This window comes from Nocardia lijiangensis NBRC 108240 (assembly GCF_001613045.1).
Classification (GTDB): domain Bacteria; phylum Actinomycetota; class Actinomycetes; order Mycobacteriales; family Mycobacteriaceae; genus Nocardia; species Nocardia lijiangensis.
In genome coordinates this window covers 70,924-86,397 of record NZ_BDBP01000001.1, presented here as the reverse complement: position 1 = coordinate 86,397, position 15,474 = coordinate 70,924, and the positions used below count along the sequence as shown (strand labels likewise).

11 protein-coding genes are annotated in these 15,474 nt (G+C 65.9%); 9 read left to right on the top strand and 2 right to left on the bottom strand.

The features are described from left to right. Positions 1–361: 361 nt before the first annotated feature. A complete protein-coding gene (locus NL1_RS00360; protein ID WP_156094579.1) occupies positions 362–910 on the bottom strand; it encodes a PH domain-containing protein in 549 nt (182 codons plus the stop codon). A gap of 347 nt (positions 911–1,257) precedes the next feature. On the opposite strand from NL1_RS00360, the gene NL1_RS00355 reads away from it, so the two are divergent. From NL1_RS00355 to ilvC, 3 genes are all read left to right on the top strand, one after another. Then, complete coding sequence (locus NL1_RS00355; protein ID WP_067832674.1) at positions 1,258–3,192, top strand: acetolactate synthase large subunit; 1,935 nt, start codon at positions 1,258–1,260, stop codon at positions 3,190–3,192. After that, on the top strand, positions 3,189–3,692 hold the full coding sequence (gene ilvN, locus NL1_RS00350) for an acetolactate synthase small subunit (protein WP_067832673.1): 504 nt from the start codon (positions 3,189–3,191) through the stop codon (positions 3,690–3,692). Before NL1_RS00355 ends, ilvN begins: the two co-directional genes overlap by 4 nt. Positions 3,693–3,868: 176 nt before the next feature. After that, on the top strand, positions 3,869–4,882 hold the full coding sequence (gene ilvC, locus NL1_RS00345) for a ketol-acid reductoisomerase (protein WP_067832930.1): 1,014 nt from the start codon (positions 3,869–3,871) through the stop codon (positions 4,880–4,882). 53 nt (positions 4,883–4,935) lie between these two features. On the opposite strand, the gene NL1_RS00340 is transcribed toward ilvC, so the two are convergent. Beyond that, a complete protein-coding gene (locus NL1_RS00340) occupies positions 4,936–5,241 on the bottom strand; it encodes a hypothetical protein (RefSeq protein ID WP_156094578.1) in 306 nt (101 codons plus the stop codon). A gap of 487 nt (positions 5,242–5,728) precedes the next feature. Between NL1_RS00340 and NL1_RS00335 the strand changes: the two genes are divergently transcribed. The 6 genes from NL1_RS00335 (at position 5,729) to NL1_RS00310 (ending at position 15,300) form a co-directional block, all read left to right on the top strand. Continuing rightward, entirely contained in the window at positions 5,729–7,093 is a 1,365-nt protein-coding gene (locus tag NL1_RS00335; protein WP_067832668.1) for a DUF2252 domain-containing protein, read from the top strand. Between the two features lie 80 nt (positions 7,094–7,173). Further along, positions 7,174–8,055: an AAA family ATPase gene (locus tag NL1_RS00330; RefSeq protein WP_067832666.1), complete on the top strand. Its 882-nt coding sequence runs from the start codon at positions 7,174–7,176 to the stop codon at positions 8,053–8,055. Further along, positions 8,052–9,479, top strand: coding sequence for a vWA domain-containing protein (locus NL1_RS00325; protein WP_084510184.1), 1,428 nt, complete (start codon positions 8,052–8,054; stop codon positions 9,477–9,479). Before NL1_RS00330 ends, NL1_RS00325 begins: the two co-directional genes overlap by 4 nt. A 165-nt stretch (positions 9,480–9,644) precedes the next feature. Next, a complete protein-coding gene (locus NL1_RS00320; RefSeq protein WP_245673019.1) occupies positions 9,645–11,120 on the top strand; it encodes an ATP-binding protein in 1,476 nt (491 codons plus the stop codon). A gap of 107 nt (positions 11,121–11,227) precedes the next feature. Next, positions 11,228–14,065 carry a Z1 domain-containing protein gene (locus NL1_RS00315; RefSeq protein ID WP_245673018.1) on the top strand — a complete coding sequence of 946 codons (2,838 nt, stop codon included), beginning with the start codon at positions 11,228–11,230 and terminating at the stop codon, positions 14,063–14,065. A gap of 62 nt (positions 14,066–14,127) precedes the next feature. Further along, complete coding sequence (locus NL1_RS00310; protein WP_067832659.1) at positions 14,128–15,300, top strand: DNA cytosine methyltransferase; 1,173 nt, start codon at positions 14,128–14,130, stop codon at positions 15,298–15,300. Positions 15,301–15,474: the final 174 nt, after the last annotated feature.

Below are 15,474 nucleotides of genomic sequence, written 5' to 3'. Positions count from 1 at the left end.
CGGTAGCCGATCCGCCGTGGCGGTGACCGCTCGCGCGTCGCGTGTTCGTGGGTTCGCCGCGGGTGGTGGTCGCCGGCGCCGACGGTGTCATCGAGTGTGTGTCGGTACCCGAACCGTCCAGCCGCGCGGGCGGGTGTCCACCGTTGGCGCAGCTACGTCCAAGACTAGCGCCGCGCGTCCAGCCGATATTCCGTCGCGCGGGAGGCTCTTGTGCGCGAGCGGGTTTCGTCCCCGGGCTGAGAGCACCTCGTATCGCGGACGCGAGGACAGGTCTGGATGCACCTGCGCCTTCGCTCCGGCCAGGCGCGATCTGCGGACCTTCGGCTGCCAGCGCCTTTCGCCGCCGGACTCGCGTAGGCCTCTAGTCGCCGTCGGACTCGCGATCCGTCTCCGGGGTGTCCCGCGCGGCCGGCTCCTCGGCGGCGCGCTCTTCGGCGTCCCGTTCGGCCTCGGCCGCCGCGGCCGCGCCGAACACGTCGGGCAGCCGCCCCTTGGACGCGGTGATCAGCGTGCGCAGCTGGTCGTAGCTCACCGCGGGCAGCTTCACCTCCGACTCGTCGGCTAGGTGCGCGCGCACGAACCCGCGCTTGGGAATGCTCACGCCCTTGATCTGGTCCCAATCGAGGTGCCGCGACCCGAAGAGGGTGCGCAGGTCGAGACCGGCGTCGGACACGACGGTCCGGGTGCGCGCCACCCAGGCGGCCACCACCGCGGGGAGCGGCAGCAGCCACCACAGGCCCGCGGGCCAGCCGACGAAGAAGAGGAACACGCACAGCGCGAGCACCACCACGCCGAGGTAGGCGAGTGGCTGAATGCGGATGACCTTCGCCTCCGGCCGACCCGTATCCGATCCCGCGTCGGAGGTGTGGGACGATTTAGCCGGTGGCACGGACTGATGCGGTGATGACACACCACCATCCTCGCATCCTGGTAATCGGACACAAGCAACCACTGGAGTCCCACATAATGGGATGCACTGGGTCATCTGTTTGACTCTTCGGTTCATAGCCGCTTAACGTCGTGCGCGTGAATCGAAACGAGTTGCTCGTACTCGGCCGGCGCGTCCAGCGTTGAGCCTGACTACCTAGGTCGAATACGTCAGCTCGCGTTGCGACGCGCCACCCTCGAACAGCTATGCGCTGGTCGGGGGCTTTTTTGTGTTCGGGCATTTTCCGGCGCGGCGGGTCGCGAAGACCGGTCGTGTCAAGCACAGCAGTGTTGTCCGGGGTCAAGAACGACAAGTTAGGAACGAAGACGGTGAGCGCACCAACCGCACGGCCCGGGCCCTCGGCCCGCAGGTCAGCGCCTTCGGCTACTCAGCAGGCATCGCCCGCTGGCCACCCGACGACCACGGCGAACCGCCGCCAGGTCCCGCCCGAGCGGGTCACCGGCGCGCAGTCCGTCGTCCGGTCGCTCGAGGAGCTCGGCGTCGACACCGTATTCGGCATTCCCGGCGGCGCGATTCTCCCGGTGTACGACCCGCTCTTCGACTCCACCAAGGTCCGCCACGTGCTGGTGCGCCACGAGCAGGGCGCGGGTCACGCGGCCACCGGTTACGCGCAGGCGACCGGCAAGGTCGGTGTGTGTATGGCCACATCCGGCCCCGGCGCGACCAACCTGGTGACGCCGATCGCCGACGCCCAGATGGACTCGGTGCCGATCGTCGCGATCACCGGACAGGTCGGCCGCAGCCTCATCGGCACCGACGCCTTCCAGGAAGCCGATATCTCCGGCATCACCATGCCGATCACCAAGCACAACTTCCTGATCACCGACGGCACCGACATCCCGCGCATGATCGCCGAGGCGTTCTACCTGGCCGCTTCCGGCAGGCCGGGCGCCGTGCTCGTCGACATCCCGAAGGACGTGCTCCAGGCGCAGACCACCTTCAGCTGGCCGCCGGAGATGCGGCTGCCCGGCTACCGTCCGGTCACCAAGCCGCACGGCAAGCAGGTGCGCGAGGCCGCGCGAATGATCCTCGAGTCGAAGGCCCCCGTGCTGTACGTGGGCGGCGGCGTGATCAAGGCCGACGCCTCGGCCGAGCTGCTGGAACTGGCCGAACTGACCGGCATTCCGGTGGTCACCACCCTGATGGCGCGCGGCGCGTTCCCGGACAGCCACCAGCTGAACATGGGCATGCCCGGCATGCACGGCACCGTCGGCGCGGTCGCGGCGCTGCAGCGGTCCGACCTGCTGATCACCCTCGGCGCCCGCTTCGACGACCGCGTCACCGGTCAGCTGGACTCCTTCGCGCCCGGCGCCAAGGTGATCCACGCCGACATCGACCCGGCCGAGATCGGCAAGAACCGGCACGCCGACGTCCCGATCGTCGGCGACTGCCGCGAGGTCATCACCGAGCTGATCGAGACCCTCAAGGCCGACCCGGCCGCGGGCGAGGCTCCGCTGCTCGACATCTCCGACTGGTGGTCCTACCTGGACGGCGTGCGCAAGTCTTACCCGCTCGGCTGGACCCCGCCGAAGGACGGCTCGCTGTCGCCGGAGTTCGTCATCGAGGCGCTCGGCCGGCTGGCCGGACCCGAAGCGATCTACTGCGCGGGCGTCGGCCAGCACCAGATGTGGGCCGCCCAGTTCATCAAGTACGAGAAGCCGCGCACCTGGCTGAATTCCGGTGGTCTCGGCACCATGGGCTACGCCGTCCCGGCCGCCATGGGCGCCAAGATGGGCGCGCCGGGCAAGGAAGTGTGGGCGGTCGACGGTGACGGCTGCTTCCAGATGACCAACCAGGAGCTGGCCACCTGCGCCGTCGAGGGCGTGCCGATCAAGGTCGCGCTGATCAACAACGGCAACCTGGGCATGGTCCGGCAGTGGCAGACCCTCTTCTACGAAGAGCGCTACTCCAACACCGACCTGGGCACCCACACCCTGCGCATCCCCGACTTCGTCAAGCTCGCCGAGGCGCTGGGCTGCCACGGCATTCGCGTGGAGAAGGAAGAGGACGTCGAGGCCGCGATCCGCGAGGCGCAGTCCATCAACGACCGTCCGGTCGTGATCGACTTCATCGTCGGCAAGGACGCCCAGGTGTGGCCGATGGTCGCCGCGGGTACCAGCAACGACGAAATCATGGCCGCGCGCGGTATCCGGCCGCTGTTCGACGAGGACGAGCAGGCCGCCGAGCCCGCCGTCATCCACGAGGCGATGGTGCACGAGAAGAGCAAGGGGACCGAAGCATGAGTAGCACCCACACCCTGAGCGTTCTCGTGGAGGACAAGCCGGGCGTGTTGGCGCGGGTCGCGAGCCTGTTCTCGCGCCGCGGGTTCAACATCGAATCGCTCGCGGTCGGCGGCACCGAGATCCCCGAGATCTCGCGCATGACGATCGTCGTGACGGTCGAGGACCTCCCGCTCGAGCAGGTCACCAAGCAGCTCAACAAGCTGGTGAACGTCATCAAGATCGTCGAGCAGGACGCCGACGCCTCGGTGGCCCGCGAGCTGATCCTGGTGAAGGTGCGCGCCGACGCCAGCGTGCGCACCCAGGTGATCGAGGCGGTGCAGCTGTTCCGCGCGAAGGTGATCGACGTCTCGCCGGACGCGCTGACCGTCGAGGCGACCGGAACCCGGTCGAAGCTGGACGCGCTGCTGCGCATGCTCGAGCCGTACGGCATCCGCGAGATCGTGCAGTCGGGCGTGGTGGCCGTGGGGCGCGGGCCGAAATCGATTACGGCGACGCGCTAGGGGTCCGATCGGCCGACCGCGACGACCCGGCTAACCTTGCTGCGATCGACGGTCGGCGGACCACCCCGTCCCCGCCTGGGCGGGGAACCGAGTTGATCTGAAATTTCACATCCAGCACCTGCGCGAGCACGGTGCTCCCCGCCGCGGCGGGGATGATCCTCCAGAAGGGAACCAAAGTGGCAGTCGAGATGTTCTACGACGACGACGCCGACCTGTCGATCATCCAGGGCCGCAAGGTCGCTGTCATCGGCTACGGCAGCCAGGGTCACGCGCACTCGCTGAGCCTGCGCGACTCCGGCGTGGACGTCCGCGTCGGTCTCGCCGAGGGTTCGAAGTCGCGCCCGAAGGCCGAGGAGGCGGGCCTGACCGTCGGCACCCCGGCCGAGGTTTCGGAGTGGGCCGACGTGATCATGGTGCTGGCGCCCGACACCGCGCAGGCGTCGATCTTCACCAACGACATCGAGCCGAACCTGAAGGACGGCGACGCGCTGTTCTTCGGCCACGGCCTGAACATCCACTTCGGCCTGATCAAGCCCCCGGCCGAGGTGACCATCGGCATGGTCGCGCCGAAGGGCCCCGGCCACCTGGTGCGTCGTCAGTTCGTCGACGGCAAGGGCGTTCCCGCCCTGATCGCCATCGACCAGGACCCGAAGGGCGAGGGCCAGGCGCTGGCGCTGTCCTACGCCAAGGGCATCGGCGGCACCCGCGCGGGCGTCATCAAGACCACCTTCAAGGAAGAGACCGAGACCGACCTGTTCGGTGAGCAGGCTGTGCTGTGCGGTGGCACCGAGGAACTGGTGAAGACCGGTTTCGAGGTCATGGTCGAGGCCGGTTACGCGCCGGAGATGGCCTACTTCGAGGTGCTGCACGAGCTGAAGCTGATCGTCGACCTGATGTACGAGGGCGGCATCGCGCGGATGAACTACTCGGTGTCCGACACCGCGGAGTTCGGTGGCTACCTGTCGGGTCCGCGGGTCATCGACGCCGACACCAAGGAGCGCATGAAGGCGATCCTGAAGGACATCCAGGACGGCACCTTCGTCAAGCGCCTGGTCGCCAACGTCGAGGGCGGCAACAAGGAGCTCGAGGGTCTGCGCAAGAAGAACGCCGAGCACCCGATCGAGGTCACCGGCGCCAAGCTGCGCGGCCTGATGAGCTGGGTCGACCGGCCGATCACCGAGACCGCGTAAGCGTTGTCGCGCAAAACGGCCCGGCACCCGAGGGGTGCCGGGCCGTTTCGTTTCTAGCTGCTGCCGAAGGAGCCGCGCGGCCAGCCCCAGTGGCCGTTGCCGGGCCAGCCGTTACCGGGCCAGCCGTCGCAGCGATCCCACTGGTTCCAACCGTTCCAGTCGTTGTCCCAGAGATCCCAGCCCCAGTTCCCGTGGCAATTCCTGGGGTGGTGGTGACGGACCTCGGTGACAGTGGGGGCGCCCGGCTCGGCCGTTGCGGGTACGGCCAAGGCGGCCAAGGGTATTGCGGCGACCGCGCCTGCGACAGCCACGCGGGCCAGCATCCGTCCGGTCGCGGACTTGCTTGTGATGGACAACATGAATCCTTTCACTCTGCGGCGAACTGCCCGTTCGCCATCCCCTCGCGGAGATCCGTTCGCCTGAGCTGGGCGAACGGGTCGGGATAGGACGTGCCGTCGTCGTCGCCGGAATGCGACCCCCTGGACATGCCGCCGTACGGGCGACCGCACGCCTACACTCTGCACCACTCGGGCCGAAAGGTCACTGGGAGATCGGCATTCGAGAAAACTTTCAGTCCGAAGTATTACCCCGATGGGGGGATCCCCTGAGTGCGACGCCGGGGTTCCACCGGACCGCCCTGGCGTACTCGTTGCGCGGCAATCGTATCCGCCGCCCGGCCGGTCGTCCCCTCCGTTCGGAGAGGCCACCGCAGCCCGCGGCCGCGCGCCGCGAAGAGCAAATCTCAGGCAATAGCACCAGCGTCCGGGGGTCCCGCGAACGGCTTCCGACTCGCCGCGATGTTTCCCGAGCCTTGCCCCAGCGGTCGCGACGCGCCAGACTGGGCAAATGACGACTCCGTCCGCGGTGTCACCCGGTTCGACCGCCGCCGAGCTCGGACGCGCGGCGCGCAAAAGGATCTCGCGTTCCGCACTCGGCGAGTGGCGTCCTGCGGCCGACCGCATCGATCCGGTTACCACCCTGGAGCGCCAGGCCGCCACCCGCATCCCCGAGCTGGTTCCCCTCCGCTACGCGCGGATGGCCGCCGCGCCGTTCCCGTTCCTGCGCGGCGCGCCCGCCATCATGGCCGCCGATCTGGCCGCGTCCCCGAACACCGGGTTGATCGTGCAACTGTGCGGCGACGCGCACCTGTCGAACTTCGGCCTGTTCGCCTCGCCGGAACGCTCGCTGGTGTTCGACCTCAACGATTTCGACGAGACCCTGCCCGGTCCGTTCGAATGGGATGTGAAGCGCCTGGCCGCCAGCGTCGCGGTCGCAGCGCGGGCCAACGGCCGCCCCGACGCCGACGCGGAGCAGGCCGTGCTCGCCGCGGCTCGCGGCTACCGCGAAGCGATGCTCCGGTTCGCCGCGCTCGACGGCATGACGGTCTGGTACCAGCAGATCAACGCCGATGCGGTCGCGGAGGTGGTGCACAATCCCAAGCGGCGCAAGGGCGTCGAACGGACGATGGCGGCGGCGCGCGCCCGCACCAGCCTGCAGGCGCTGGGAAAGCTCACCGAGCCCGGCGCCGACGGCGGCCTCCGGATCCGGCCGCGTCCGCCATTGCTGACGCCCCTCGAACCGGAGGAAGCGGGCGCGGTCTCGTCGGTGTTCGCCGCCTACCGTCGAAGTCTGCCGGAGGAACGCCGGATCTTGCTCGACCGGCACCGGTTGATCGAGGCCGCCCGCAAGGTGGTGGGCGTCGGCAGCGTCGGCACCAGATGCTTCATCGCCCTGCTCGTCGACCGCGACACTGCCAGTCCGCTGTTTCTCCAGGTCAAAGAGGCCCAAGAATCGGTGCTGAGCCCACATCTCACGCCGAGCCACTTCCGGCACCAAGGCCACCGGGTGGTGCACGGGCAGCGGCTCATGCAGGCCGCCAGCGATATCTTCCTCGGCTGGGCCAGTGGGCCGGAGGGTCGCCACTACTACTGGCGCCAGCTGCGAGACATGAAGGGCTCCGCGGTGATCGAGGACATGTCCTTCGCGGCGCTGACCGAATACGCCACGCTGTGCGGGTACAGCCTGGCGCGCGCCCACGCCCGCTCCGGCGATCGTGTCGCCATCGCCGCCTACCTCGGGACCGGTGACGCGTTCGATCGCGCGATGGCCGCGTTCGCCGTCGCGTACGCGGATCAGACCCTCGACGACCACAAGGCGTTGCTCGCGGCGATCGAGACCGGACGCGTCATCGCCGCCGAACCGGGTGCGTGAACCGGACAGAGCCTGTGGCGTAGTGCGCGGCCCGGCGGTCGCGTGAGCGGGGCCGAAGCCTCCTTCTACACTGGCTACCGATGAGTAAGTTCTTCGATTCGGTCGACCAGGTGACCAGGCGTCTCACCGCCGCGGGCTACCTGCCGTCGATGGACATCGCCACGGCCGTGTTCCTCGCCGGACACCTCGGCAAGCCGCTGCTGATCGAGGGTCCCGCGGGCGTCGGCAAGACCGAACTGGCCAAGGCCGTCGCCGCGGCGACCGCGGCCGACCTGATTCGCCTGCAGTGCTACGAGGGCATCGACGAGGCGCGCGCCCTCTACGAGTGGAACCACGCCAAGCAGCTGCTGCGTATCACCGCGGCCGACAGCGAGGACTGGAACCGGACCCGCGACCACGTCTTCACCGAAGAGTTCCTGCTCGACCGTCCGCTGCTGGCCGCCATCCGCAACCCGGAACCCACCGTCCTGCTCATCGACGAACTCGACAAGGCCGACGTCGAGCTCGAAGGTCTGCTGCTCGAGGTGCTCGGCGACTTTCAGGTGAGCATCCCCGAACTCGGCACCGTGACCGCGGTGCGCAAGCCCTTCGTCATCGTCACGTCCAACGCCAACCGCGACCTGTCCGAGGCGCTGAAGCGACGCTGCCTGTACCTGCACATCGACTATCCGACGGCCGAGCTCGAGCGCGCGATCGTCCGGATGAAGGTGCCCGAGCTGGACGACGCGCTCGGCGAACCGGTGGTGCGGGTGGTCGGCGCGTTGCGCGAACTACCGCTGCGCAAAGCACCGTCGATCGCCGAAACCGTCGACTGGGCGAAGACTCTCGTCGCGCTGGGGGCGCGGAATCTGACCAACGGGGTGGTGCGTTCGACGCTGGGTGTGTTGCTGAAGTATCAGTCGGACCATCGTGTGGCGGTCGAGCGGTTGGCGTTGTCGGACGCGGAGAACGACGGACGATGAGAGTGGGCAAGGTGAGCGCGTCCCGCCGCGACTGGCGGCCCGATTCCGACGAGACGCTGACCGACCGTCTCGTCGACTTCGTCGGCCTGCTGCGCGAACACGGCATCCACGCGGGACCCAGCGAAACCGTCGACGCCGCCTCGGCGATCGTCGCGCTCGGCATCGAGAACCGCGACCGCCTGCGTTCGGGACTGGCCGCCTGCCTGCTCCGCCGCAACGGCCAGCGCGCCGTGTTCGACCAACTCTTCGACCTCTACTTCCTGACCGCCGAACGACCAACGCCCGCAACGGTTCCCGAATCCGTCGACACGCTGCGCGAGCGACTCACTGCCGCATTGGCCGCCGACGATCAGGCGGCCCTCGCCGAACTTGCCCGCCAAACCCTCACCGAGCTAGGCGGTTACGGCGGTGTGGGCGGCGCTGGTCAACCCTCCCGGCCGGTCACCACCGCCTCCGGTGCGGGCTGGTCCTCCTACCAGACCATGAAAGCCCTTCGCCCGGAAGAACTCCTGGAGCGGATCGTCGCGGGCATGAACGGCGCGGGTGAACTCGACTCCGCCGTCCAGACCATCGAGGCGCAACGTCGGCTGCGCACCTTCCGCAGCGCCGTCCAAACCGAGGCACGCCTGCGCTCGGCCGACCTGCGCGGCACCGACTACATCGCCCGCCGCGGCGTCGACACCGCCACCGACCGGATCGATTTCCTCGGCGCCCGCGAACAAGACCTCGCCGAAATGCGCCGCCTCGTCAACCCGTTGGCCCGCAAACTCGCCACCCGCCTCGCCGCCCGCCGCCGCAAGGCCGTCCGCGGCCAGATCGACATGCGCCGCACCCTGCGCCGCTCCATGGCCACCGGCGGCGTCCCCGTCGACCCCGTTCTGCGCGCACGCAAACACGGCCGCCCCGACCTCGTCGTGCTCGCCGACCTCTCCGGTTCCGTCACCGGATTCGCCGAATTCACCCTCCAACTCGTCCAAGCGCTGCAAGACCAATTCAGCAAGGTCCGCAGCTTCGGCTTCATCGACACCTGCGACGAGATCACCGGCTTCTTCACCCCCGGCGAACCACCCGTGCCCGGCCTGTCCGCCCGAATCATCCGCGAAGCCAACGTCTCCCGCTTCGGCAGCAGCAACTACGGCGAAGCCCTCCGCACCTTCGCCGACACCCACCTCGACACCCTTGGCCCCCGCACCTCCCTCCTCATCCTCGGCGACGCCCGCACCAACCGCACCGACCCCAACCTCCCCGCCCTCCAAGCCATGACCGACCGAGCCAAACACGCCTACTGGCTCAACCCCGAACCCGCGCGGTCCTGGTCAACAGGAGACTCCGCGGCATCGACCTACGCGGACCACGTGACCATGCATGAATGCCGCAATGTGCGTCAGCTGACGGAAGTGATCAGCCGCCTCCTGCCCGCGTGAAGCCGGGGAGACATTCCTGTAACACGCGCCACCCGATTGCTGATCTTTCACTAGAGTTTTCCTTCGAATTGTTGGCGTGGGTGACCTGGGGTGGCGATGACGGCTGAGTGGGAGTTCGAGGTACCAACGGCGGGAACGAAGTACCTACCGCCGGACGCGCGGTACATGGACGCGCTGACCAGCCAGGGCTACGGCTTCGAAGCTGCGATCGCGGACCTGATCGATAATTCGATCGATGCAGGCGCCCACGATGTGGTCGTTCATTTTCTGCGAGAAGGTGACACGCTCGTCAGCCTGCTAATCATCGATGACGGTCACGGCATGACCGACGAAGAACTCGACGTCGCCATGACGGTCGGCGGCCGTCGCGGCTATGCCGCAAACGCGCTCGGCATGTTCGGAACCGGTCTGAAGTCAGCGTCGCTGAGCCAGGCCGCTGCCGTGACAGTCACCAGCCGTACCCGCAAGACTCGACCCGCGGGTCGGCGTTGGGTGATGGAGAGGGCGCGCGAGGGATTCCAATGCGACATCGTCGACCCGCGCTACGCCCAGTCGCTCATCGACCGCTACAACGGCTGCCCGATCACCTGGCAGGGCACGGTGATTCGTTGGGACGGAGTCAAGAACTTCCCACAGCACGGTGGTGGCGGGCAGACCGACCGCTACCTGCACCGAACCATCAACAAGTTGGGCCTGCACCTGGGCCTCCAACTGCATCGCTTTCTGCTGCGCGACGACTTCAACATCACCATCGCTGTCGAGGACATTCGGACCGGCGACGTGTACATGAACTTCGGTGTGGTGCCGTTGAATCCGTTCGGATACCCGGTCACCGGTCACCCCGACTATCCGCGTACCTTCGTCGCCGATGTCCCGTCGATTGGTCGCGTGCCTTTGACGGCGCACATCTGGCCCGCAAAATCATCACTCGACGAGTACAAATCTGTGGGCACGGTGCTCGACCGGCAAGGCTTCTACTTCTATCGGAACGGACGCATTGTGCAGGCCGGTGGCTGGAACAACTTCCGCCAACCCGAGCAGCACCTTGCGCTGGCTCGGATCGACGTCGATCTACCGGCGGACTCCGCGGATGTCTTCCGCCTCAGTGTCAAAAAAGAAGGAGTCGAGTCTACCCCGGTATTCGCAGCGGCACTCGAGGAAGCCAGAGACGACGATGGCAGGCTGTTCACGGAGTACATCTCGGATGCGCAGATCACCTACCGCGAGGCAAGGAAGCGATCGGGAACCACGCGTAAGGCTGTCATCGCAGCGGGTATCGGATTCGCGCCGACGGTGCGTGAGACGATCGAGGAGGAGTTGCCGCTGATTCCGGGCGAGCAGCCCATCGCCATCCACTGGCGCAAGCTCGCAGGCGATGTCTTCTTCGACCTCGATCGTGAGCAGCGAGTGATCTCGCTGAATCGGCGTTTCCGGACCGCGATTCTGGGAGGTCGCCGCGGAAGCTTGAACGACGCACCAGTCTTGAAGTCACTGCTGTATCTGCTGCTCTACCAGGTCTTCGAATCCGAGTTCAGCGGTCCGAGGGTGAAGGACAATCTGCAACTCTGGCAGGCCATTCTGCTCGCGGCCGCACGCGCCGAGATGACCGATCCCGACGACGAGACCGGAGACAGCGAATGACGACGTCCCAAGCACTCCGGCTCGCCTTGCACAGTGCGGTGCTTTCCGACCTAGCGGGTAGCAGGCCGAAGCGGCTTGTCCGTGCAATGCGGTATCAGGCTGAGGATATGCCTGCGGACGCGGAGTCCCACGCGACCGAAGACGACTTCCGGCAAGCTCTGTTTCAAGCTCTACCGGGGGACCCGCTCATCGACATGTGGCGCAAGCAATTGACGCGCTGGGACTTCGTGGAAAACCCCGCGTGGTCGACCAACCCGGCTCGCACCGAGGAACGCCGCGCCGACATCTACCGCCTGCTCGCCCTCGATTCGGCGACGGTGAAGCTGGTCGAGGCCGTCATTCCGGTCGTCAAAGCCGTTCCGCCAGTTGTCATCAGCGAGACATTCGTACCGTGGTACACCCCTGCCTCACAGCAGGGTAGACCCTGGTATTGGCCGTCCTATCGTGGTGTTCTTGCCCGCAACGGCTGGTCGGAAGAGTCGATCGCAGGTCTCGACATCGCCACCGATAGTGTCGTCGAACGCTTGGCCGATCCCACACGAGCCGACGCGTACCAGTCGAAGGGGCTGGTCGTTGGCTATGTCCAGTCCGGGAAGACAGCCAATTTCACAGGCGTCATCGCAAAGGCTGTCGACGCGGGCTATCGCCTGGTCATCGTGCTCGGTGGCACGCTCAACCTCCTGCGCGCGCAGACTCAGCGTCGTCTCGACATGGAACTGGTCGGCCGAGAGAACATCTTGCGCGGCGCAGGCGAGTACGAATCCGACTATGCCGATGACCCGGCATGGAGCAAGGGGAGGTTCGTGCGATTCGGCGGCTTGCCTTCTGCTCTGGGTGCCTTCGACATCGTGCGCATGACCACCCGCGACGACGACTACAAGAGCCTGCTACAAGGCATCGTCGCCCTTGAGTTCGAGAAGCAGCAGCCTGCATACCCGCTCTACGACCCGCGGAACTTGCATCGTGCGTCCGCTCGGCTCATGGTGGTCAAGAAGAACAAGACCGTTCTGAGCAAGCTTGTCAAAGACCTCAACAAAATCAAGACACCACTCTCCGAGATCCCTGTCCTGATCATCGATGACGAATCGGATGAGGCCTCCGTCAACACCTCTCGTCCGAAGCCCGATGCAGATCGAACCGCAATCAACCAGAAGATTTCGGAACTCCTGACCATGCTGCCGCGGGCACAATATGTTGGCTACACGGCGACCCCCTACGCCAACGTCTTCATCGATCCCAGCGACACCGCCGACATCTTCCCCAAGGACTTCATCATCTCGCTCCCGAGACCCGATGGCTACATGGGTGCGGGCGACTTCCACGATCTCGACTCGGAGGTTCCGGACGACGAACGAACGTACGCGAATTCGAACGAGAAGGCCCATGTTCGCGATGTGGTTGTAAGGGATGACGACGACACCGAGTGTCTCCAGCAGGCTATGGACATGTTCGTCCTCAGCGCTGCATTGAAGCTGTACCGCGAGGACCACGGACTAACCGAGGGCTATTTCGAGCACCACACGATGCTTATCCACGAGTCGAGTTGGCTCAACGATCATCGTGAACTTCTGGGGCGAGTCACCGGGCTTTGGTGGAATGGAGGCTATTCCGGCGCGGCCGGACATGCGCGGCTCCGTCGACTGTTCGAGGAAGACGTCGCGACCGTCTCCGCTGCCCGAGCTGAGGGCCACGCCGTCCCCCCTTCTTATGACGAGCTCATGCTGTATGTGGGACCCGCAGCTTTCCGCATCAGCGGTGACCAGAAACCGATCATCGTGGTTAATGGTGACAAGGACCTCGAGACGGGCGAGGCCGACTTCGACAAGCGATCCATCTGGAAGATCTTGATCGGTGGTCAGAAGTTGTCGCGCGGATTCACGGTCGAGGGACTGACCGTGACGTACTTCCGCAGGCGTGCTACGAACATGTCCGCGTTGATGCAGATGGGCCGCTGGTTCGGATTTCGTCGGGGTTACCGCGATCTGGTGCGGCTGTACATCGGACGGGATGAAAGTGGTGCTGCGAAGAAGGGGGTCGACCTTTACAAGGCGTTCGAGGCGATCTGCTTGGACGAGGACAGCTTTCGTCGAGAGCTTTCGCAGTACGCAGTCCTTGTAGATGGCGAACCTCAGGTGACACCCGCGCAGGTGCCGCCGCTGGTATCGCAACACCTGCCGTGGCTCAAACCGACTAGCCCCAACAAGATGTACAACTCGCGGCTAGTGGAGATCCAATCCGCAGGCCGGTGGGAGGAACCGACGGCCTATCCGACGTCTGTTCCAGATCTCCGGCTCAACACGCGACTGTGGCTGCCGATACTCGATGCACTGTCCACGGAACCTGTCACACTTTCCTACAACTTCGACAGCGGGACGAAGCCGCACACGTTCCCAGCTTTCGTCGGTACCCGCGATGCGGCCGAGGTGCTGAGTCTGGTCGAGTCGCTGTGTTGGCGAGCACCCTCCCAATTCGCTCCCCATTTCGAGTACCTGCAGCAGATCACCAAGGCGGGCACCCCGCTTGTTAACGACTGGGCAGTCTTGGCACCTCAACACCTCAAAACCGGGCCACGGATCGCATTCGGCTCCGGCGGACGCCAGTTTTCGTGGTTCGCGCGTGACCGCCGACGTGATCCGTTGTTCGGTGCGATCAGCGACCCGAAGCACCGTGCGGTCGCGCTTCGAATTGCCGGGGCGCTGGCCGACTCGGGCGACCACAACACCGAGAAGTTGGTCAACGACAAGCGAGGTGCCCTGGTCATCTATCCGGTCATCGAGCCCGGCCACCGTGAGGAAGCATCGACGACAGGTGTAATGGATCCCGGCCGAGTGGTGATCGCGTTCGCGTTCGTGGCGCCATCGTCGGCGCAGCACGGCGGGGACCGAGTGGTCCGATTTGTCACGATCGACTCATCGCAGGAAGGGGCGATCGTCGATGCTAGGTGATCTTCTCCAGGTATTCGGGGCACCTCGGCCCGCCTTCGACCCGGCTGGCTAGGATCATTGACATGTCGACCGGTGCCGTAGATTTCACGCGTGCCGAGATGGTCGATCTCTTCGCCGGGCCTGGTGGTCTCGATGTTGCGGCCAAATGGCTCGGCATACCCGCAGTCGGTATCGAACTGGATGACAACGCATGTGCCACGAGGAGGGCGGCCGAGCTCGAAACCCTGCAAGGCGATGTAAGCAAATGCAGTGTCGAAGAGTTTCCGAACGCGAGGATTCTGACCGCCGGGCCGCCGTGCCAGACCTTCTCGGTTGCAGGGGCGGGTGCGGGCAGGCGCGCCCTGGATCAGGTCGTGGCATTCACCCGGCGAATGAACGCCGGTGACAAGAACGTCTGGCAGGACCTCGCGCAGCTGGACGATCCACGAACTCGGCTCGTTCTCGAGCCGCTGCGTTGGGCAATCGAAGCCATCGAACTGCGCAAGCAGCCGTTCGAGACGATTGTTCTGGAGCAGGTGCCCACGGTCCGTCCGGTGTGGCAGGAGGTCGGCCAAGCTCTCCGGTCTCGTGGCTATAAAGTAGTGGTCGACATTCTGCACGCCGAAGAGTACGGCGTCCCTCAAACCAGAAGACGAGCTATCCTGATCGCGCATCGTGATCGTGCCCCTCGCCGACCAGAAGCGACACATCATCGTTTCCGCAAGGGAACGCGGCACGGTATGCATGAACGGGATCGGCTGAACTGCCGCACCATGGCAGATGCGTTGGACCGTCCGTATCCCTTTGTCGTCGTGTCGAATTACGGGACGGGCGGAGACCCGAAGGCGCGCGGTCGGCGGACCTCCGACCAGCCCGGATTCACTGTGACCGGCAAAGTCTCCCGTAACCGAGTCGAGAATCTCGACGGCGCCGACATCCATCGTCTGACTCACTCGGAGATGGGGCGCCTGCAAACCTTCCCGCATGACTACCCATGGGAAGGCAAGGACATAGCCCAACAAATCGGCAACGCGATTCCACCGCGGCTGTCGTCGCACATCCTGTGCGAAGCGGTCTTCGGATGCCCACCGGATGCCGATGCGCTCACCGCCGCGGTCAACGACGTATGGGTGTATCCGGATCCTGGTCGGAACAGATTGCTGCCGCACGCCGCGGAAGTTGCTCCCGCGGCGGCGTACGGGGACCACCAGAACGATGCGGTCTTGTTCGACGTGGATTCGGCTGTGCCGGTCTAACTCTTCGCCCGCTCATTCGGATCGGGTAGCAGCGGCGACCGTGCGATCGTCCACGACAGCGCCCGACGTTCGCGGGCGCCGAGCCCGCGACGTACAGGACGCAACGTAGGCGATGTTCTTCCTGACACCGTTGGAGACTCGTCTGGAGTGTTCCCGGTTTTGTGGACTCGGGAT

Excerpts from the sequence above, each read along its gene's own strand:
- NL1_RS00335 (WP_067832668.1), top strand. The coding sequence starts at position 5,729 with ATGACGACTCCGTCCGCGGTGTCACCCGGTTCGACCGCCGCCGAGCTC.
- ilvN (WP_067832673.1), top strand. The coding sequence starts at position 3,189 with ATGAGTAGCACCCACACCCTGAGCGTTCTCGTGGAGGACAAGCCGGGC.
- NL1_RS00340 (WP_156094578.1), bottom strand. The coding sequence starts at position 5,241 with ATGTTGTCCATCACAAGCAAGTCCGCGACCGGACGGATGCTGGCCCGC.
- NL1_RS00330 (WP_067832666.1), top strand. The coding sequence starts at position 7,174 with ATGAGTAAGTTCTTCGATTCGGTCGACCAGGTGACCAGGCGTCTCACC.
- NL1_RS00315 (WP_245673018.1), top strand. The coding sequence starts at position 11,228 with ATGCCTGCGGACGCGGAGTCCCACGCGACCGAAGACGACTTCCGGCAA.
- NL1_RS00325 (WP_084510184.1), top strand. The coding sequence starts at position 8,052 with ATGAGAGTGGGCAAGGTGAGCGCGTCCCGCCGCGACTGGCGGCCCGAT.
- NL1_RS00310 (WP_067832659.1), top strand. The coding sequence starts at position 14,128 with ATGTCGACCGGTGCCGTAGATTTCACGCGTGCCGAGATGGTCGATCTC.
- NL1_RS00320 (WP_245673019.1), top strand. The coding sequence starts at position 9,645 with ATGGACGCGCTGACCAGCCAGGGCTACGGCTTCGAAGCTGCGATCGCG.